A 19,893-nucleotide genomic window follows, 5' to 3' on the forward strand; every position below is an offset into this window, starting at 1 on the left:
CCTGCGGCCCGAGCCGCCGGGAGGTACCGTCCCCGCATGCGTGTGCTGCGCCGGATCCTCGCCGTCCTGCTGGTGCTCGTCGTCGTCGGCGCCGTGCTCGGCTACCGCGAGTACCGCCCGCTGCTGCGCACCGGGACCGGCTACGCCGCGCACAACGCCTGCGCCGTCGAGCTCGTCGCCGGGCGCACCGACCCGGCGACCGACCTGCCGCCCAACCCGCTCGTGCCCTACCTCACGGGGTACGTCGACGAGGCCGGCGGCTCCGCGACGTCCGCGGTCGGCTGGCTGCTCGCCAAGCAGAAGGCCTGGTACACGCCGGGGTTCGGCTGCACGGTGGCGGCCGAGCGACCGGGGGACGAGCGTCGCGCGACGAAGGTCGAGCCCGAGGGCAACCCCTTCGAGGGGGCCGAGGTGCCGCGGGCCGACAAGGCGCTGAGCCGGGCGATGGCGCGCGCGTTCGGTGACGACCTGACGCAGGGCACCAAGCGGCGCCTCGGCACCCGGGCCATCGTCGTCGTCAAGGACGGCGACATCGTCGCCGAGCGCTACGCCGACGGGTTCACCCCCCAGACACCGCAGCTCGGCTGGTCGATGGCCAAGAGCGCGACCAACCTCCTCGTCGGCCGCTACGTCCTGGAACGCAAGCTGGACCTCGACGAGGACCACCTGCGGCCCGAGTGGACCGACGGCCGGGCCTCCATCACGGTCGACCAGCTGATGCGGATGACGAGCGGCCTGCGGTGGGACGAGACCTACTCGCTCGGCACCCCCATCACCGAGATGCTCTACGACGCACCGGACATGGCGCGGTACGTCGCGAGCCAGCCCCTCGCGCACGCGCCCGGCACCTACCAGCAGTACTCGAGCGGCTCGACCAACCTCGTCTGCTCGTGGCTGTCCTCGCTCGCCGACGTGCCGGACCGCGACTTCCCGCGGACCGAGCTCTTCGCGCCGCTCGGGCTGTCGTCGGCGGTGTGGGAGACCGACGCCGCCGGGACCCCGGTCTGCAGCTCCTACCTCTGGGCGACGCCGCGGGACTGGGCCGTGCTCGGCCAGCTCGCGCTCCAGGACGGCGTCTGGGAGGACGAGCGCCTGCTGCCCGAGGGGTGGATGAAGCGCTCGACGACCGCCGAGCCCGTCGACCGGAGCGAGGAGAAGGGCTACGCCGCCGGCTGGTGGGTCAACCGGCAGGCCGACGGCTCGCTCGTCACGCCGCTGCTGCCGGCCGACGCCTACTGGATGAGCGGCCACGACGGGCAGCGCGTCTACGTCGTGCCGTCGCAGCGCCTCGTCGTCGTGCGGATGGGGTTCTCGCCGGAGGTCGACCCCGCCGACCTGCGGGTCGACGAGCTCGTCCGCGACGTCGTCACCGCCGCCGGGTCGTGACCCGGCGGCGGTGACCCGTCGTCGTCAGAACCGCGGCGTGACCGTGACCCGGGCGCCCTCGCTGGGCGCGTTGTCGACCATCGGGACGCAGGCGACCTCACCGGTGTCGGAGCCGTCGGCGGGGCTCGCCGTGCACGTCGTGGACGCGCCGCTGTCGAAGTCCATCGAGAAGACCACCGGGATGGCGTTGTCGCCGGCGAAGGTGACGGTCATGCCCTCGACGTTCGCCCCGATGCCCCCGAGGCTGCCGAGGGTCCAGCCGGGCTCGACCGTGGCCGTCCCGAGCTCGAAGCCCTCGCCGACGGACACCTCGGACGGCTCCCCGCTGCCGGGGAGGCCGGAGGGGAAGGCGCTCGAGCTGGGGATCGAGGTGCGGAGGTCCTCGACGACGCGGTCGGCGGTGCGGGCGAAGAAGATCCCGCCGGCGACGAGCGCGGCGACGACGAGGAGGACCACGACGACGGCCGCGATGAGGCAGCCCTTCGCCCCGCCGCTCATGCCCTTCTTCGGCGGCGGCCACTGGCCCTCGGGCGCGCCGGGGGTGCCGTAGGGGGCGGGGGTCGTGTACGAGCCGGTGGCCCCGGGGTCGCCGGTGTACGGCGGCACCGTCCCGTAGGCGGGGGTCGGGGCAGGAGCGGTGGGCGCCACCGGGTCCCGGAAGTGGTCGGACCACTGCTGGCCGTCCCACCAGCGGTCGCGGCCGTCGGGCTGCGGGTGCCATCCGGGGGGTGCGCTCATCCTGCTGTCCTCCTCGTGCGGCGGGGGTCGCCGTGCTGGGGACAGGCTATGCCCGGCGCACGCGCACCGTCGGCGCGTCCCGCAGGCTCGCGCCGACGACGCAGTAGCGCTCCGTCGAGGAGGCCAGGCGCTCGAGCGCGGCGTCGTCGGCGTCCGTCGCGACGGTGAAGGTCAGCGTGACCGGCCCGATGCCGACGGGCACCTCGCGGTCGATGCCGAGCGTGCCGCGGGCGTCGAAGGAGCTCTCCGCGACGCCCTGCACCTCGCCGAGCGCCAGGCCCATCGCGGTCGCGACGCTGCGCAGCGTCACCCCGGCGCAGGCCAGGAGCGCCTCGAGGAGCATGTCGCCGCTGCACGCGTCGGAGCCGTCGCCCCCCGTGGCCCGGTGCAGGCCGGCGCGCACCGGCCCGGCGAACCCGTCGACGGTGCAGGTGACCCCCTCGTCCCGGAAGTCGGCGGTCGCGTGGAGCGGGGTGTGCGCCGCGGCGGGGTCGGCGGCGTAGCGCTCGCGGAGGGGGGTCTGCAGCTGGCGGAGGGTGGCGCGGTCCATCGCCCCAGCCAAGCACGTGACGACCGGCCACGGGACCGCCCGGCCGGACGGTCCCGCGGCCCTGCCGGTCAGTCGTCGTCGAGGTCGTGCAGCTCGTCGGCGGTGAGCATCCTGGAGCGGATGACGAAGCGGACGCCCTCCGGCGCCTCGAGCGAGAAGCCGGCGCCCCGGCCCGGGACGACGTCGATCGTCAGGTGGGTGTAGCGCCAGTACTCGAACTGCGCCCGCGAGATCCACACCGGCACAGGGCGGTCCAGGCCGACGTCGAGCGTGCCGAGGTGGACGTCGGCGTCCCCGACGATCAGCTCCCCGTCGGGGTAGCACATGGGCGCGGACCCGTCGCAGCACCCGCCGGACTGGTGGAACATCAGCGGGCCGTGGGTCGCGGTGAGGCGGCGGAGGAGGTCCGCCGCCCCACCCGTGACGTCGACCCGGCTCGCGGTCGCCGGGAGGCTCATCGGCTCAGAAGAAGCCGAGGGCGTCGGGGCTGTAGCTGACGAGGAGGTTCTTCGTCTGCTGGTAGTGGTCGAGCATCATCTTGTGCGTCTCGCGCCCGATGCCGGACTGCTTGTACCCGCCGAACGCCGCGTGCGCCGGGTAGGCGTGGTAGTTGTTCGTCCACACGCGACCGGCCTGGATCTCGCGGCCGGCCCGGTAGGCCTGCGAGCCGTCGCGGCTCCACACACCGGCTCCGAGGCCGTAGAGGGTGTCGTTGGCGAGCTTCAGCGCGTCGGCCTCGTCCTCGAAGCGGGTGACGGACACGACCGGCCCGAAGATCTCCTCCTGGAAGATGCGCATCGAGTTCTCGCCCTCGAAGACCGTCGGCTGCACGTAGTAGCCACCGGAGAGCTCGCCACCGAGGTCGGCGCGGGCGCCCCCGATGAGGACCTTCGCGCCCTCCTGCTTGCCGATGTCGATGTAGGACAGGATCTTCTCGAGCTGGTCGTTGCTCGCCTGCGCGCCGATCATCGTGTCGGTGTCGAGCGGGTTGCCCTGGACGATCTTCCCGACGCGGTCGACGGCGTCCTGGAGGAACTCGTCGTAGATCGAGGACTGGATGAGCGCGCGGCTCGGGCAGGTACAGACCTCGCCCTGGTTGAGCGCGAAGAGCGCGAAACCCTCGAGGGCCTTGTCGTAGAACGAGTCCCGCTGCGCGGAGACGTTCTCGAAGAAGATGTTCGGGCTCTTGCCGCCGAGCTCGAGCGTGACCGGGATGAGGTTCTGGCTGGCGTACTGCATGATCAGCCGGCCGGTCGTCGTCTCGCCGGTGAAGGCCACCTTGGCGATGCGCGGGCTCGATGCGAGCGGCTTGCCGGCCTCGACGCCGAAGCCGTTGACGACGTTGAGGACGCCGTCGGGCAGGAGGTCGCCGACGAGCTCCATCAGCTTGAGGATCGACCACGGGGTCTGCTCGGCCGGCTTGAGGACGACGCAGTTGCCGGCCGCGAGCGCGGGGGCGAGCTTCCACACCGCCATGAGGATCGGGAAGTTCCAGGGGATGATCTGCGCGACCACGCCGAGCGGCTCGTGGATGTGGTACGCCACGGTGTACTCGTCGATCTCGCCGATCGAACCCTCCTGTGCGCGAACGGCACCCGCGAAGTAGCGGAAGTGGTCGATCGCGAGGGGGATGTCGGCGGCCAGGGTCTCGCGGACCGGCTTGCCGTTGTCCCAGGTCTCGACGACGGCGAGGTCCTCGAGGTGGGCCTCCATCCGGTCGGCGATCTTGAGCAGGATGTTGGAGCGCTCGGCGGCGCTCGTGCGGCCCCAGGCGCCGGCCGCCCCGTGCGCGGCGTCGAGGGCGAGCTCGACGTCCTCGGCGGTGCCGCGGGCGATCTCGGTGAACGCCTGGCCCGTGACCGGGGTGATGTTCTCGAAGTAGTTCCCCCGCACCGGCGGCACCCACTGGCCCCCGATGTAGTTGTCGTAGCGGTCTTTGACCTCGATGCTGCTGCCGTCGCGGCCCGGCGGGGTGTACGTCGTCATTGACTCGATCTCCTTCGATCGTGGGGTGCCCGGTGCGGGATGGACGGACCGTAGGGCCGGTGACGTTGCAACCACGCTGCAGCGCCCGTCGCCCGCACCCCGCCGTGCCGACCCGACCCCGCCCCGAGACCCCGGTTCGTCCGCGAGACCCCGGCTCCGACGCCTCGTCCCGTGGACGTCTCGGGGTGACCCCGAGAAGTGGAGGTCCCGGCGGCGGGGTGGGGAGGGGGCGGGTCAGGCGTCGGCGTGGAGGAGGCGCGCGACCTCGGCCTCGGCGACGGGACGCAGGGGCGAGCCGGCGGGCAGCGACTCGAGCTGGCGCTCCCACATCTCGAGGTCGCCGGCGCCCCAGCGCGAGCGCGTCCAGCCCACCATGAGGTCGGCCTCGCCGGACGCCAGCACGGCCGCGCGCACCCGGGTCTCGAGCACGTCGCGCAGCTCGACGACGGCCGGCGCCTCGGACCCCGGCAGCAGCGGCCCCTTGTACGCCCGCAGCGCGTCGCGGACCCGCCCGGCCGCGAGGTGCGCGAGCACCCCGGACCAGTCGGTCCCCGTCTCGGCCCCGAACCGGTAGGGCCGCGAGAGCAGCACCTCGGGCCCGAGGAGCGTCCGCAGCCGGGTCATCTCGGCCCGCAGCGTGGAGGAGGTCATCCGCCCCGGGTACACCTCGTTCTCGAGCTGGTCGGCCGACAGCCCGCGCGGGTTCTCGGTCAGCGCCACGACGATCTCGCTGTGCCGGCGGCTCAGCCGGTGCGCGCGCCCGCCGACCTCGACGACGGCCTCGGGCAGCCCGAGCCCGCGCACCCGCACCTCGCCCGGCCCGAGCCCGGCGCCCGGCCGGTCCTCGCCGCCGAGGAGCGTCCCGGTCAGCGCCAGCCGGCCGAGCTCGGACTCCGCCATCCGCGCCGCGGCCCGGATCATCGCCAGGCTCTGCGGGGACGCGACGTCGGGGCCGCCGGTGATGTCGACGACGCCGAGCACCGCGCTCGTCGTCGGGTCGTGGATGGGGGCCGCCGCGCACGACCACGGGTGGACGAGCCGGTTGAAGTGCTCGCCGGCACGCACGACCGCCGGCCCGTCGAGGTGCAGCGCCATCCCCGGTGCGTTGGTCCCGGCCGAGTGCTCGTTCCAGGCCGAGCCCTCGACGAAGTTGATGTCCTCGGCGCGCCGCAGCACGTGCCGGGCGCCGGCGACCCACAGCAGGTGGCCGCTCGCGTCGCCGACGGCCATCAGCGCGTCGCAGTCGACCGCCGCGCGCCCGAGCACGTCGTAGAGCAGCGGGAAGACGTGCGAGAGGGCGTGGGCGGTGCGGTAGTCGGCGAGGTCGCCGCCGTCGAGGACGACCGGCGCGAGGTGCCCCTCCGGGTCGACCCCCGCGGCGGACGAACGCAGCCACGACTCCGCGACGACGGACCGGACCCCGTCGGGGCCGCCCGCGTCGCGTCGGACCGTGCTGCTCGACACCCTCGCAGTACACCCCCGCGCCGCCGTGCGGGCAACGGGCCGTTCGGACAGTGGGCCGTCACGGACGCACCACCCGGCCCGCGGGGTGCAGCATGGGCACCGGAGGTGGTGCGTCGTGGCCGACGTCGAGGTGAGCAGGGAAGCGCACGCATGGGTGGCGCGCGTCGACGGGCAGGTCGCCGGCGAGCTCGTGTGGCGCGAGAGCCGCGACGGCTCGGCGGTCGTGCTCGTGCACACGGGGGTCGAGCCGGCCTTCGAGGGCCGGGGCGTCGGGGGCGCGCTCGTGCGCACGGCGGTCGACGAGCTCGCGGAGGCCGGGCGCGCCGTCCGTCCGGACTGCCCGTTCGCCGCGGAGTGGCTGCGCCGCCACCCGGACCACCCGGTCGAGGTCGTCACCCGCCCCTGACCCGGCGGCGCCCTTCTCCGGGCGACCTGCGCGGGTGCGCGTGCGACCGCACCCGGAGCAGCGCAGGTCGCGTGTAGAAGACGCTGCGAGGGGTCGCGAGCCGGATGGGCGCCGCCGCGGGCCCACGGAAGGGCCCTCTCCGCGGCGCGCACGGTTGGACGGCACCGGTGGACGGACGATCGGACACGTTGTCCCCGGCCGGCTCCCGGGTGAGGATGCCGTATGGGCACCGTCGTCAGCACCGACGCGCGGCGGCGGTGGGCAGCCGTCGTCGCGGCGACCGGCCTGCTCGTCGGGATGCTCGCCGCCGTGCCCGTGCTGCGCTCGAGCGTGGCCGTCGGGGCGACGACGACCGCCCCCGCCGAGGTCCGGGCGCGCGCCCTCGCCTCGGCCTCGGTCGCGTACACCGCCGTGGGCGAGAGCCGCGGCGGGTTGGCCCTGCCCGACGTCGGCGGCTTCGGCGACCTCGCGACGCTGCTCGGCGGCACGACGCGCACCCGCATCTGGTGGGACGGGCCGCGCAGCTGGCGGGTCGACACGGTCGACGCGACCGGTGAGCGCGACACCTACGGCCTGGCCACCTCGACGACCACGTGGGACTACGGCAACCGGCGGCTCGCCACCGTCACCGGCGACCCCCCGATCCGTCTCCCCCGGGCCGACGACCTCGTCGCGCCGAACGCCGGGCGCCGCCTGCTCGCCGCCGTCGGGCCCGACGACCGCCTCTCCGCCCTTCCCGCGCAGCGCGTCGACGGCCGCACGGCCGACGGCCTGCGCGTCGTGCCCGGCTCGCCCCGCAGCACCCTGGCCCGCGCCGACGTGTGGGTCGACCGCGAGACCGGGCTGCCGCTGCGCGTCGTCGTGACCGGCCGCGGCGGGGCCGACGCGCTCGTCAGCGAGGTGAGCGGCCTACGCACCGGGCGCCCCGCGGCCGACGTCCTCACCCCGCCCGCGCCGCCCACCGCCCGGCGCTCGCTCGACACCGCCCCCGACCTCGTCGCCCGCGTCGCGCAGCGCTCGCCCTGGGACCTGCCGGACGAGCTCGCCGGCCTGCGGGCCTCCACCGAGGTCCTCGACGGCGCGAGCACGTACGGCACCGGACTGACCCGGGTCGTCGTCCTGCCCCTGCCCGGACGGGTCGCGCGCGAGGTCGTCGGCAACGCGACCCGCGCCGGCTCGGTCGAGGAGGAGCTGCCCGGCGGGTCGGTCGTGCGCATCGGCTCGAGCCTGCTCAACGTCGCGCTCGTGCGCGGCGAGGACCGCTTCCACGCCTACGTCGTCACCGGGCTCGTCGAGCCCGCGCTGCTCGACGAGGTCGCCACCGCCCTGCTCGCCTCTCCACCCCCGTTCCGGGAGGACCAGTGACCGACCCCACCCCCGACACCCCCGCCGTCGTCACGCGGGGGCTGACCAAGCGGTTCGGGCGGGTCACCGCCGTCGACCACCTGGACCTGCTCGTCCGCCCGGGCGACCGCTACGGGTTCCTCGGGCCCAACGGCTCGGGCAAGACGACGACGGTCCGGATGCTCCTCGGCCTCGTGCACGCGACGAGCGGCGAGGCCGAGGTGCTCGGCCACCCCGTGCCGCGGCAGGCCGCCGCCGCCCTGGCCAGGGTGGGAGCGCTCGTCGAGGGGCCCGCGGCCTACCCGCACCTCTCGGCCCGGGCCAACCTCCGGCTGCTCGACGCCGCCGGCCCCCGGGGCGTCGGTGACCCCCTGGCCGCGGAGGTCGGCTCGCGCCGCAGCCGGCGCACGCGCATCGAGTCGGTCCTCGAGGAGGTCGGCCTCGCCGACGTCGGCCGCAAGCCGGTGCGGGCCTACTCCCTCGGGATGCGTCAGCGGCTCGGGCTCGCGTCCGCCCTCCTGCGCGGCCCGCGGCTGCTCGTGCTCGACGAGCCGACGAACGGCCTCGACCCGCGGGGCATCGCCGAGGTGCGCGACCTGCTGCTGCGCCTCAACGACAACGGGACGACCGTGTTCCTCTCCAGCCACCTGCTCGCCGAGGTCGAGCTGTTCTGCACGAGGGTCGGTGTGCTGCACCGGGGCCGGCTGGTCGCCCAGGACTCCCTCGACGCCCTGCGCGGCCCCACCGGCCGCACCGTCGTCGACGTCGACGACGTGGAGGCCGCCGCCCGCGCGCTCGGCGTCCCCCCACCGGACCGCCGGCGCACCGGGGAGCCCGGCGGCCGGCTCGTCCTCGAGGGCTCGAGCGTCAGCGAGGCCACGGCGCGGCTCGTGAGGGCCGACGTCGGCGTCCTCGAGGCGGCCCCCGAGCGACGGACGCTCGAGGAGTCGGTGCTGGAGCTGACCTCGTGATCCGGGTCGAGCTGCGCAAGCTCGTGTCGCGACCCCGGACCTGGGTGAGCATCGCCCTGCTCTGCCTGCTGCCGGTCGTCGTCGCGGTCTTCCTGTCGGTCACCGGGATCGCGCCACGACCCGGCCAGGGCCCGACCCTGCTCGCGGCCGTCCTCGGCAACGGCGCGCTCTACCCGGCGGCGGCGCTCGGCATCGTCCTGCCGTTCTTCCTGCCGATCGCCGTGGCGGTGCAGGCGGGCGAGGCCGTCGCCGGCGAGGCGTCGACCGGGACGCTGCGCTACCTGCTCGTCCGGCCGGTCGGACGCACCCGGCTGCTCGCGGCCAAGCTCGTGTCGGTCGTCGCGTACACGCTGCTGGCGGTCGTCGCGGTGGCGGTCGTCGGCTACGTCACGGGCATCACGCTCCTCGGCAGCTCGGGGCAGCTGACGACGACGACGCTCTCGGGCACCGCGCTCACCCCGACCGACCTCGCGTGGCGGACGGGGGTCATGGTGCTCTCGATCGGCTGGTCGATGGTCGGCCTCGCCGCCATCTCCCTCTTCCTCTCGACGCTCACCGACTCCTCGCTCGGTGCGGCGCTCGGCGGCCTCGCCGCGCTCGTGAGCAGCACCGTCCTCGTGACGCTCGACGCCGCGGGGTCGGTGCGCGACTACCTGCCGACGCGCTACTGGCTGGCGTGGGTCGACCTCTTCCGCGACCCCATCCCGTGGCACGACCTCCAGGCCGGAGCGCTCGTCCAGGCGGGCTACGTGCTCGTGTTCCTCGGGGCGGCGTGGGCCAACTTCACGACCCGCGACGTCACGAGCTGAGCGGCGTCAGCCCCCGAGCGCACCGGTCCCGGCCGCCCGCAGGGCCGCGCAGTCGGCGCTCGTCGGCGGGGCGTCGGGGGCGGTCCGGCCGAGCGAGCGCAGGACCACCCCGACGGCCAGCGGGTCGCGGGGCAGACCGCCGTGGGTCACCCGCGCGTCCGCGCAGACGGCCTGCAGCTCGACGTCGTCGGCCCCGGCGAGCACCGCCGACTCGGGCGGGGTGACGGTCTCGTCGTCCCGCGTCCAGATGCTCGTCCAGCGCGCGTCGCCGGGGGTCTCGGGCAGCCCCGCGAGGAGGTCGCTGCCCTCGGCGAGCTGGCGGCAGGCGGTGGGGCACGCCCCGCCGAGCAGCACCCCGAGGTCGGCGACCGTCGTGCCGTGGTGGGGCGAGCCGAGCGTCACGACCCGCCGCGCCACCCCGGCGCCGTCGCCCGCCACCCACACCCGCGCGACGACGCCCCCGGCCGAGTAGCCGACGAGGTCGACGGAGCCGGCCCCCTCGGCGAGCGCCTGGTCGGCGGCCCGACCGACCGCCGCGGCCTGCGCCGCGAGGTCGCCGGTGCCGTCGCCGACGGGGACGACGCGGGGGTCGCGCCCGGCCGTGCGCAGCGCGGTGACGAGCGGGGCGAGCGACTCGGTGCTGCCGCCGTACCCCGGGACGAGGAGCACGGGCCCGGCCGCCGCCGAGGCGGGGTCGGGCCGCAGCCGGGGCACGAGCACCGCCGCGAGGACGCCGAGGACGACGACGGCGAGCATCCCCACCAGGAACGCCCGGCGGCGCGGGCTCATCGTCGGTCTCCCACCCGGCCGATGCTACGAGGCGCCGGCCCGTGCGCCGGGCTCAGCGACCGCGCGTGAACACCGCGTCGACGGCGGGGATCCGCGCGCGGTACCCGGCGAGCAGCTCGCGGGCGACGGTGACGGAGTCGACGAGCGGGTGCAGCGCGAACGCCTCGACCGCCTGCTCCGGCGACCCGGTGCGCGCCGCGGCGATGACGAGGCGCTCGACCGCCTTGACCTGCTCGACGAGCCCGAGCGGGTGCCCGGTCAGGGGCGGCAGCGGGTGCGGTCGCGGCCCGGAGGCGTCGACGGTGCACGGGACCTCGACGACGGCGTCGTCGGGCAGCCCCGGGACGGTGCCCCGGCCGCGCACGTTGAGGATGAGCTCGGCCGGCTCGCCCCGCGAGATGGCCGCCATGATCGCGAGCGCGACCCCCTCGTAGCCGCCGCCCTGGACGTCGGCCTCGTCGCGCTCCTCGTCCTCGCCGCGCGCCTCCTGCATGTACGTGGCGTTGCGCTCCATCCGGACGCGGTCCCACTCGGCGAGCGCGCCGGTGCGGCCGGAGCCCAGGGACGCGTAGAAGCCCTGCTGCTGCTCGAGCAGGTACTCGCCGCGGGTCTGCGGCGCCGCGGTGATGGAGCGCACCGCGTCGCGGGTGAAGTAATAGTAGTAGAGGTACTCGTTGGGGACGACCCCGAGCGTGCGCACCCAGTCCAGCCCGAAGAGCTGCCCCTCCTCCATCGAGCCCAGCGCGGCGTCGTCGGCGAGGAGGTCGGGCAGGACGTCGCGGCCCTCGTGGTGCAGGCCGCGCAGCCAGCCGAGGTGGTTGAGCCCGACGTAGTCGATCGTCGTGCGGGCCGGGTCGATGCCCAACGTCACGGCGGCCCGGCGCGCCAACCCGATCGGGCTGTCGCAGATGCCGACGACGCGGTCGTGCAGCACCGACTGCATCGCCTCGGTGATCATCCCGGCGGGGTTGGTGAAGTTGATGACCCACGCGTCGGGCGCCACCGCGGCCACCCGCTCGGCGACGTGCAGCGCGACGGGGACGGTGCGCAGCCCGTAGGCGAGGCCGCCGGGGCCGGTGGTCTCCTGGCCGAGCAGCCCGAGGTCGAGGGCCACCCGCTCGTCGGCCGTGCGCCCCTCGAGCCCGCCGACGCGGATGGCCGAGAAGACGAAGTCGCTGCCCTCGAGCGCGGTGTCCAGGTCGGTGCTCGTGTGCACGCGCGGCGCGTCGGGGTCGCCCGCGGACATCTCGGCGAGCACCTGCCCGATGGCGGCCAGGCGCGCCTCGTCGACGTCGTGCAGCCACACCTCGTCGACCCGGCGCTCGTGCCGGTCGCGCAGCAGGGCGCCGTAGACGAGCGGGGTGCGGAAGCCCCCACCGCCGAGCATCGCGAGCTTCATGCGAGCACCACCTCCGTGCCGGCGGCCCGACAGGCCGCCAGGGTCGCGGGGTCGGCCCCCTCGTTGGTCAGGACGACGTCGACCGCGCCGGCGTCGCAGACGCGCAGCGAGCCGGTGCCGGGCATCTTGTGCCGGTCGACGAGCAGCACCGAGGTGTCGCCGGCCTGCAGCAGCGCCCGCTTGACCGGGACCTCGACGGCGGTCGTGTCGAGCACGGTGCCGTCGGCCCGGACGCCGCTGGCGCCGAGGAACACGTGCGAGCCCTGGACCTGGCGCAGCGCGTCCTCGGTCAGCGACCCGACGAGCGAGTGGTAGGTCCGGCGGACGATGCCGCCGAGGAGGATGAGCTCGACGGCGTCGTCGTCGCGCAGGACGTCCAGGACGGCCAGGCTCGCGGTGACGACGGTGACGTGCCGGCCGCGCAGCTCGCGGGCCAGCAGCATCGTCGTCGTCCCGATGTCGAGGACGACCGAGTCGCCGTCGGCGACCATCGCGGCGGCGCGGCGGGCGAGCGCGGACTTGTCGGCGGCGTCGGTGGCCGCGACCTCGGCGAAGCCGCGCAGGGCGTCGGCGTCGGCGACGTTCGTCGGCACGGCGCCGCCGTGGACCCGGCGCAGCGAGCCGAGGCGCTCGAGCTCGATGAGGTCGCGGCGGACGGTGGCGACCGACACCCCGCACAGCTCGGCGAGCTCCTCGGTCGAGGCGACCCCGCGCGCGCGGAGGCGACCGACGATGGATCGCTGCCGGGCCGCTCGCATCCCGCCACTGTAGCGATCAGATTTCGTCACGTCATGATCACGGATGAAGATTTGTGTGCATCAACTGCTTGTCCGACCCCGCCGACGGGTGCATGCTGGGCCCTTCGCCCGCCCCGATGACTCGAGGAGCCCGCCGTGCCGTCCCCGGCCTTCGACCCGCTCGCCGCGCAGCGTGCCGACGCCGCGCCGCAGATCGACGTCCTCGTCTGGGGCACGGTGTTCCTCGACATCATCATGACCGGCCTCGAGGCGCTGCCCGACGGCGGCCAGGAGGTCTGGGCGACGGGGATGGGCTCGTGCCCCGGCGGCATCGCCAACCTCGCCGTCGCCGCCCGCCGGCTCGGCCTCAACACCTCGCTCGCCGCCGCGTTCGGCGACGACGCGTACGGCGACTTCTGCTGGGAGACCCTCGCCGACGAGGAGGGCGTCGACCTCTCGCGCTCGCGCCGCTTCGAGGGCTGGCACTCGCCCGTCACCGTCTCGATGGCCGTCGCCCGCGACCGCGGGATGGTCAGCCACGGCCACCCGCCGCCCCTCGACGCGACCGCGCTCATCGGCGAGCCGCCCCGCAGCCGCGCCGTCATGGCCGAGCTCGCGCCCGACCGGCTGCTCGTCGGGGGCGAGGAGCCGACGTGGGTCGAGAAGGCCCGGGCCCAGGGCGCGCTCGTCTTCGCCGACGTGGGCTGGGACCCCAGCGGCACGTGGCCCCGCGCCGTGCTCGACCAGCTCGGCACCTGCGACGCCTTCCTGCCCAACGCGGTCGAGGCCATGGCCTACACCCGCACCCGCACGCCGAGCGAGGCCCTCTACGCCCTCGCCGACCTCGTGCCGCTCGCCGTCGTGACCAACGGCGAGGAGGGCGCGCTGGCCATCGACTCGCGCACCGGCGAGGAGGCCGTCGTCCCCGCGCTGCGCGTCGACGCCCTCGACCCCACGGGGGCCGGCGACGTGTTCGGCGCCGCCGTCGTGCTCGGCACCCTCGCGGAGTGGCCGCTGCAGCAGCGCATCTCGTTCGCCGCGCTCTGCTCCGCGCTCGCCGTGCAGCACTTCGGCGGGTCCCTGGCCGCTCCCGGCTGGGGCGACATCGCCGACTGGTGGCACCATCTGCGCGACGGCGCCGCCACCGACAGCTACCACCGCTCGGTCCGCCGCCGGTACGCGTTCCTCGACGACCTCGTCCCGGACGTCCCCGTCGGCGCCGGACGCCGCGCCACCGCCACCATCGCCCGCCACGTCGACGTCGAGGGATACCCCCGCGGCACCGTCATCCACCGAGGAGCACCCGCATGAGGAGCCGACCCACCACCCGCCTGATCGCCGTCGGTGCCCTGGGCGCCCTGGCCCTCACCGCCTGCACCCCCGGGTCCGGCAGTGACGGTACGGGGTCCAGCGCCGCACCGACCGGCACCGTCAACACCGACCCCGCCTCGCTGGGCCAGGTGACGCTGACCGTCTGGGACCAGGAGGTCCGCGGCGGCCAGGCCGCGCAGATCGAGGAGCTCAACAAGGAGTTCCAGGCGAAGTACCCGAACATCACGCTCAAGCGGGTCTCGCGCTCGTTCGACGACCTCAAGACGACCCTCGGCCTCGCCCTCTCGGGCAACGACGCCCCGGACGTCTTCCAGGCCAACAACGGCCGCCCCGACATGGGCAAGTTCGTCCAGGCCGGCCAGCTCCTGCCGCTCGACCGCTACGCCGACGCGTACGGCTGGAAGGACCGCTACCCCGAGTCGGTCCGCAAGTACTCGAGCTACTCGCCGGACGGCAAGACCTTCGGCACCGGCAACCTCTACGGGCTGCCGCAGGTCGGCGAGGTCGTCGGCGTCTACGCGAACAAGGCCGTGCTCGCGAAGGCCGGTGTCCCCGAGGTCCCGACGGACTGGGCCGGTTTCGAGTCCAGCCTCCAGAAGGTCAAGGACGCCGGCCAGCAGCCGCTCGTCCTCGGCAACCTCGACAAGTGGCCGGCCATCCACGTCTTCGGCACCGTCCAGGCGCAGACGACGCCGGCCGACCAGATCCGCACCCTCGGCTTCGGGCAGTCCGGCGGCAGCTGGACCACCCCCGAGAACACGAAGGCCGCGCAGACGCTCGTCGACTGGGTCGACAAGGGCTACTTCTCCCAGGACGTCAACGGCCTCGGCTACGACCCCGCGTGGCAGCAGTTCAGCAAGGGCACCGGCGCGTACCTCATCGCCGGCACCTGGCTGCAGGCGGACCTCGGCAAGGCGATGGGCGACGACGTCACCTTCGTCCTGCCGCCCAAGGCCCAGCAGGCGCCGGTCGCGACCGGCGGCACCGGCATCCCGTGGGCGGTCTCGAGCAAGACCGAGAGCCCCGACGCCGCCGCCGCGTACGTCGACTTCATCACGAGCAAGGACGCGATGGGCGTCCTCGCCAAGACCGAGAACCTGCCGGTCGCCGACACCGCCGAGCAGAAGGCGCCGAGCACCATCGGCCAGGACGTCTTCACCGCGTTCGGCACCGCCGTCGAGGACGACTCGCTCGTCCCGTACCTCGACTACGCCACCCCGACGATGTCCGACACCCTCGGCGCGGCCCTGCAGGACCTCCTCGCGAAGAAGGCCACGCCCGAGCAGTTCCTCGAGACCGTGCAGAAGGACTACGGCGACTTCGTCGCGCAGAACGGATGAGCGACACCGCGACCGCGGCGCCCAGCCGCCCCCGCACCCCCGAGGGGACCCGCCGCCGACGCCGCGGCGGCCCCCCCGGGGAGCCGCGGGCCGTCGGCTGGCTCTACGTGCTGCCGGCGCTCCTCGTCTACGCGGCCTTCCTCCTCTACCCGCTCCTGCGGGCGGTCCAGATCTCGCTCTACGACTGGAACGGCAACACCCTCGCGACGTGGGCCGGCCTCGACAACTACGTCGAGGTCGTCGGCGACCCCGCCCTGCGCGCCTCGTTCGGGCACGCGCTCGTCCTCATCGCCTTCTACGCCCTCCTGCCGCTCGTCGTCGGCCTCGTCCTCGCGGCGATCCTCGGGCGCGCCAAGGTGCGGGGCCTCGGCTTCTTCCGCACCGTCGTCTTCCTGCCCCAGGTCGTCGCGATGGTCGTCATCGCCGTGGCGTGGCGCCGGATGTACGCGCCCGACGGCAGCATCAACGACCTCCTGTCGGCCATCGGGCTCGACGCCCTGACCCGCGGCTGGCTCGGCGACTACACCGCCGCGCTGCCGGCGGTCGGTCTCATCGGCACCTGGTTCGAGATCGGCCTCGTCACCGTGCTGCTCCTCGCCGGGATGGGCAAGATCCCCACCGAGCTCTACGAGGCCGCCCGGCTCGACGGCGCCGGCGCGGTGCGCGAGTTCTTCGCCGTCACGCTGCCGGCGCTGCGCGGCGAGATCGCGGTCGCCCTGACGCTCACCGTCATCGCCGCCCTGCGCACCTTCGACCTCGTCTACGTGACGACCCGCGGCGGCCCCGGCACGAGCACCTCGGTGCCGTCGTACGAGGTCTACAACCGCGCCTTCCAGCAGGGACGGGTCGGCTCGGCCGCGGCGATCGCCGTCGTGCTGACGGTCATCATCTTCGCGATCTCGTTCGGCATCACCCGGATCGCGGAGCGGGAGCGCTGATGCGGGTCTCCCGTGGTGAGCGCGCCACCAACTACGTCATCCTCGTCGCCTTCGCGGTCTTCGCCCTGTGGCCCATCCTCGGCGTCGTCGTCGCGGCGCTGGGCCCGGACGACGCCGCCGGCGGGACCGTCGGCGCGGGCGTCCTCGGCCTGCACCCCGAGAACTTCGTGACCGCTTGGAACGAGGGCCGGTTCGGCAGCTACCTGCGCACCAGCCTGTTCGTCTCGAGCACGGTCGTCGTCGTCAGCGTGCTCTTCTCGCTGCTCGCCGGCTACGCGCTCGGGACCATGCGCTTCCGCGGGGCGACGGTGCTCTTCTACGTCTTCCTCGTCGGCATCATGATGCCGAGCGAGGCCGTGCTCGTGCCGCTGTACTACGACCTGCGCGCGCTCGGGCTGACGGACACGATCTGGGCGCTCCTCCTGCCGCAGGTCGCGCAGTCCGTCGCGTTCGGCACCTTCTGGATGCGCGCCTGGTTCCGCTCGGCGAACCGCTCGGTCATCGAGGCCGCGCGGCTCGACGGCGCGTCGACCTGGCGCATCCTCTGGCAGGTGCTCGTGCCGCTCGCCCGCCCGGCGGTCGTCACGCTCACCGTGCTCACCTTCATGTGGACCTGGAACGAGTTCCTCGTCCCCCTCGTCATGGTCGTCTCCGAGTCGCTGCGCACCGCGCCGCTCGGGCTGGCGTTCTTCCAGGGGCAGTACACGCAGGGCTTCACCCTCCTCGCGGCCGGTGCCTGCATCGTCGCGACCCCGGTGGTCGTGCTCTACCTGTTCCTGCAGCGCCACTTCATCGCCGGGATGCTCGAAGGAGCAGTCCGGGAGTAGAGCAGGGGATTTCGCACACCGACAGGGATTGGGGTCAACGATGACCACGCACGTCAGCAGACCACGCGCGTCCGCGCGGAGGGTGGCGACGCTCGCCACCACCGTCGCGCTCGCGCTCACCGGGGCGGGGGCCGCCGCGGCGACCACGTCCGGTGACCAGCACGGGAGCGGGGACGCCTCGCGCCCGCCGAGCGCGACGACCTCGGCCGGCCACCCGGTCGACCTCGGGGCGCTGTTCATCGGCGCCCACCCCGACGACGAGGCCGGCTCGCTGTCGGCCTACGGGCAGTGGGGGCACGACAACCACCTGCGCACCGGCGTCGTCACCGTGACGCGCGGCGAGGGTGGCGGCAACGCCGTCGGCCCCGAGGAGGGCCCGCCGCTCGGCCTGCTCCGCGAGAAGGAGGAGCGCTCGGCCGTCGGCCGGGCGGGCATCACCGACATCTTCAACCTCGACGAGGTCGACTTCTACTACACGGTCAGCGACCCGCTGACCCAGGAGGTCTGGGACCACGACGAGGTGCTCGGCAAGGTCGTGCGGGTCATCCGCGAGACCCGCCCCGAGATCCTCTTCACGATGGACCCCGCGCCGTCTCCGGGCAACCACGGCAACCACCAGGAGGCCGCGCGCCTCGCGACCGAGGCCTTCGCCGCGGCCGGTGACCCGACGCGCTACCCCGAGCAGATCCGGACGGAGGGGCTGCGGCCCTTCTCGCCCGACAAGCTGATGATGCGCGGCTCGGCCACCGCCCCGACCGGCGAGCAGTGCATGGCGCAGCTCGCCCCGAAGGACCCGACCCAGACCGTCTACGGCGTCTGGGCCGGGGCCGCCTCGCCGGACGGCCGCACGTGGGCCGCCGTCGAGCGCGACGCGCAGCGCCAGTACGCCTCCCAGGGCTGGGCCGGCTTCCCCGACGTGCCGACCGACCCGACGAAGATCGGCTGCGACGTCTTCCGCCAGGTCGACTCGCGGGTGCCGTTCGCCGAGCCGGGCACCGCTGCCGCGCAGCGCTCCTGGTCCGCCCTGGCGGGGTCGACCGTGCACGTCCCCGGCACGGTCCCGCTCGGCACCGGCCTGCGCGTCGACACCGACCGCTTCGGGGTGCTGCCCGGCCGGTCGTTCAAGGCCACGGTGTCCGTCACCGCGCCGGGTCGCGCCCTGACCGGCGCCTCGGTCGCCCTCGACCTGCCCGAGGGATGGGCCGTGACCGGGAACCGCTGGGTCGGCACGGTCCAGCCCGGCCGCACGGTGACCCGCACCTTCGCGGTCACGCCGGCCGCGGACGCGAACGCGGGTGAGCGGCAGCGGGTCGCCGCCCGCCTCACGACGAGGACCGGGTCCGGCTACTCCGACCGCGTCGTCGAGGTCGCCCCGTCGGTCTCGGCCCGCCAGCAGCTGCTCCCGCAGGTCGCGGACTTCGAGCGGTGGGCCCCGGCCACGGCGGCCGAGCCCCAGCTGAGCGGCACCGTCACGCCGGTCCTCCCGATCGCCTCCGGCAAGAGCCGTGAGGTCCGGGTCGACCTGCACAACAACGGGAACCGCGCGGACGCCGGAACCGTGGCCCTCGAGCTCCCCGACGGCTTCACGGCCGAGCCGGCGAGCGCCGACTACGGGCCGCTCGCCGCGGGCGCCGACGGCAGTGTGACGTTCACGGTGACCAACACCGACGCCTCGCTCCCGACGTCCAACCAGGGCGGCACCCCCGGCGCGGCGGCCGGTGACTACGCCTACCGCATCGTCACCACGACCCGGGCCGGGTCGGCCACGAGCAACGGCGCCCTCGAGATCGTCCCCACGACGACGATCGAGGAGGCCTCCGCCGCACCGGTGGTCGACGGCAAGGAGTCGCCGGGCGAGTACCCCGGCGAGTCCGTCGACATCTCCCGCCTGTGGGAGGGGACGGCCTGCTCGTCGGCCGCCGACTGCTCGGCCACCGCGAAGGTCGCCTGGCACGAGGACACGCTCAACGTCCTCGTCCACGTGACCGACGACGTGCTCGGCACCCGGCTCGACGCCGCGGACTGCAAGCGGCACTGGCGCACGGACTCCGTCGAGATCGCCGTCGACCCGCGTGGTGACAGCGAGAACACCTCGACGACGTTCAAGGCGGCCGTCCTGCCGGTGACCGCGGAGGGCCCGGCGTGCGGGCTGCGCGACGCCGACAACCACCAGGGCCCGGCGGCCGAGACCGCTCCGGGCATGAAGGTGGCCTCGACGGTCGATGAGCCCTACGACGGGTACACCGTCGAGGTGTCCATCCCGATGTCCGAGCTCCCCGGCGCGGTCGACCCCGAGCACCTGGGGCTCAACCTGTTCGTCTACGACTCCGACACCCAGGACAAGACCGGCCAGACCCGCATCGGCTGGTCGACCTGGGGCGGCGTGCAGGGCGACCCGTACCGCTGGGGCGTCGCGACGCTGCCGGGCTACACCCCGCCGGCCGACCGGCCCACCGAGGCGCCGGAGCCCGTCGTCCCGCGCACGGGCCTGTCCTCGCTCGACAGCCCGCCGTCGCTCGAGCAGGCGGTGCGCAACGACGTGCCCCTCGCGGGCGGCCCGGCGAGCACCCCGGCCCGTGCCGGATGGGTCGAGCGCGTGACGACGTCGTCGGACACCGCGTGGGTCCGGCTGCACGCGAACGCCGCCGGCACCGCGCACGTGTACGTCGTCGACGGCAAGGGCACCATCGGGTCCCGCACCGTCGCGATCGGCGGCGCCGGGCACCGCAGCATCACGGTCGACCTCGACCGGCGCGGCGGCAGCAACACCCGGGTCTACGTCGGCTGGCTCGACAAGGCCGGCGGCACCCTGGCGTCGGTGGGACGCGCCCGCTGAGGTCCTGACCACCGCACCGCCGCACCACCGCACCACCCATC

At 74.6% G+C, this 19,893-nt stretch carries 18 protein-coding genes; 10 read left to right on the forward strand and 8 right to left on the reverse strand.

Annotation, left to right across the window (positions count from 1 at the left end; all coding sequences use genetic code 11):
• The first annotated feature begins 36 nt into the window (after window positions 1-36).
• Complete coding sequence (locus tag HL663_RS03180) at window positions 37-1,386, forward strand: serine hydrolase domain-containing protein (protein WP_173027032.1); 1,350 nt, start codon at window positions 37-39, stop codon at window positions 1,384-1,386.
• Window positions 1,387-1,410: 24 nt separating this feature from the next.
• On the opposite strand, the gene HL663_RS03185 is transcribed toward HL663_RS03180, so the two are convergent.
• The 5 genes from HL663_RS03185 to HL663_RS03205 all read right to left on the reverse strand — a co-directional run bounded on the left by HL663_RS03185 (window position 1,411) and on the right by HL663_RS03205 (window position 6,124).
• Window positions 1,411-2,124, reverse strand: a complete 714-nt coding sequence (locus HL663_RS03185; protein WP_173027033.1) for a DUF2510 domain-containing protein — start codon at window positions 2,122-2,124, stop codon at window positions 1,411-1,413.
• A gap of 46 nt (window positions 2,125-2,170) precedes the next feature.
• Window positions 2,171-2,674: an OsmC family protein gene (locus tag HL663_RS03190; protein ID WP_173027034.1), complete on the reverse strand. Its 504-nt coding sequence runs from the start codon at window positions 2,672-2,674 to the stop codon at window positions 2,171-2,173.
• Window positions 2,675-2,742: 68 nt separating this feature from the next.
• Complete coding sequence (locus HL663_RS03195; protein ID WP_173027035.1) at window positions 2,743-3,132, reverse strand: DUF779 domain-containing protein; 390 nt, start codon at window positions 3,130-3,132, stop codon at window positions 2,743-2,745.
• A gap of 4 nt (window positions 3,133-3,136) precedes the next feature.
• Window positions 3,137-4,660: an aldehyde dehydrogenase gene (adh, locus tag HL663_RS03200; RefSeq protein ID WP_173027036.1), complete on the reverse strand. Its 1,524-nt coding sequence runs from the start codon at window positions 4,658-4,660 to the stop codon at window positions 3,137-3,139.
• A gap of 234 nt (window positions 4,661-4,894) precedes the next feature.
• Window positions 4,895-6,124: a GAF domain-containing protein gene (locus tag HL663_RS03205; RefSeq protein WP_173027037.1), complete on the reverse strand. Its 1,230-nt coding sequence runs from the start codon at window positions 6,122-6,124 to the stop codon at window positions 4,895-4,897.
• A 115-nt stretch (window positions 6,125-6,239) separates the two neighbouring features.
• Between HL663_RS03205 and HL663_RS03210 the strand changes: the two genes are divergently transcribed.
• From HL663_RS03210 to HL663_RS03225, 4 genes are all read left to right on the forward strand, one after another.
• Entirely contained in the window at window positions 6,240-6,530 is a 291-nt protein-coding gene (locus tag HL663_RS03210) for a GNAT family N-acetyltransferase (RefSeq protein WP_173027038.1), read from the forward strand.
• Window positions 6,531-6,752: 222 nt separating this feature from the next.
• A complete protein-coding gene (locus HL663_RS03215; protein ID WP_173027039.1) occupies window positions 6,753-7,895 on the forward strand; it encodes a LolA-like protein in 1,143 nt (380 codons plus the stop codon).
• Window positions 7,892-8,845 (forward strand): ABC transporter ATP-binding protein, encoded by a 954-nt coding sequence (locus HL663_RS03220; RefSeq protein WP_173027040.1) that lies wholly within the window; start codon window positions 7,892-7,894, stop codon window positions 8,843-8,845. Before HL663_RS03215 ends, HL663_RS03220 begins: the two co-directional genes overlap by 4 nt.
• The gene (locus HL663_RS03225; protein WP_173027041.1) at window positions 8,842-9,654 is read left to right on the forward strand and encodes an ABC transporter permease; all 813 of its coding nucleotides are present in this window, start codon (window positions 8,842-8,844) and stop codon (window positions 9,652-9,654) included. Before HL663_RS03220 ends, HL663_RS03225 begins: the two co-directional genes overlap by 4 nt.
• A 6-nt stretch (window positions 9,655-9,660) precedes the next feature.
• Here the strand turns inward: HL663_RS03225 and HL663_RS03230 are convergent, their stop codons facing one another.
• From HL663_RS03230 to HL663_RS03240, 3 genes are read right to left on the reverse strand one after another with little or no spacing between them, the layout of a single operon-like run.
• Window positions 9,661-10,443: a lipase family alpha/beta hydrolase gene (locus HL663_RS03230; protein ID WP_216842662.1), complete on the reverse strand. Its 783-nt coding sequence runs from the start codon at window positions 10,441-10,443 to the stop codon at window positions 9,661-9,663.
• Window positions 10,444-10,495: 52 nt separating this feature from the next.
• The gene (locus tag HL663_RS03235; protein ID WP_173027042.1) at window positions 10,496-11,842 is read right to left on the reverse strand and encodes a 6-phospho-beta-glucosidase; all 1,347 of its coding nucleotides are present in this window, start codon (window positions 11,840-11,842) and stop codon (window positions 10,496-10,498) included.
• Window positions 11,839-12,600, reverse strand: a complete 762-nt coding sequence (locus HL663_RS03240; RefSeq protein WP_173027043.1) for a DeoR/GlpR family DNA-binding transcription regulator — start codon at window positions 12,598-12,600, stop codon at window positions 11,839-11,841. Before HL663_RS03240 ends, HL663_RS03235 begins: the two co-directional genes overlap by 4 nt.
• A gap of 135 nt (window positions 12,601-12,735) precedes the next feature.
• On the opposite strand from HL663_RS03240, the gene HL663_RS03245 reads away from it, so the two are divergent.
• The 5 genes from HL663_RS03245 (at window position 12,736) to HL663_RS03265 (ending at window position 19,852) form a co-directional block, all read left to right on the forward strand.
• Window positions 12,736-13,890, forward strand: coding sequence for a PfkB family carbohydrate kinase (locus tag HL663_RS03245; RefSeq protein WP_173027044.1), 1,155 nt, complete (start codon window positions 12,736-12,738; stop codon window positions 13,888-13,890).
• Window positions 13,887-15,251 (forward strand): extracellular solute-binding protein, encoded by a 1,365-nt coding sequence (locus tag HL663_RS03250; RefSeq protein WP_173027045.1) that lies wholly within the window; start codon window positions 13,887-13,889, stop codon window positions 15,249-15,251. Before HL663_RS03245 ends, HL663_RS03250 begins: the two co-directional genes overlap by 4 nt.
• A complete protein-coding gene (locus tag HL663_RS03255; RefSeq protein ID WP_173027046.1) occupies window positions 15,248-16,189 on the forward strand; it encodes a carbohydrate ABC transporter permease in 942 nt (313 codons plus the stop codon). Before HL663_RS03250 ends, HL663_RS03255 begins: the two co-directional genes overlap by 4 nt.
• Window positions 16,189-17,016 (forward strand): carbohydrate ABC transporter permease, encoded by an 828-nt coding sequence (locus HL663_RS03260; RefSeq protein WP_173027047.1) that lies wholly within the window; start codon window positions 16,189-16,191, stop codon window positions 17,014-17,016. The genes HL663_RS03255 and HL663_RS03260 overlap by 1 nt, the downstream gene beginning before the upstream one ends.
• Window positions 17,017-17,098: 82 nt before the next feature.
• Entirely contained in the window at window positions 17,099-19,852 is a 2,754-nt protein-coding gene (locus HL663_RS03265) for a sugar-binding protein (protein ID WP_286175892.1), read from the forward strand.
• Window positions 19,853-19,893: the final 41 nt, after the last annotated feature.

Origin of the sequence: Arthrobacter sp. NEB 688 (assembly GCF_013201035.1) — a bacterium.
Taxonomy (GTDB): Bacteria; Actinomycetota; Actinomycetes; order Actinomycetales; family Dermatophilaceae; genus Phycicoccus.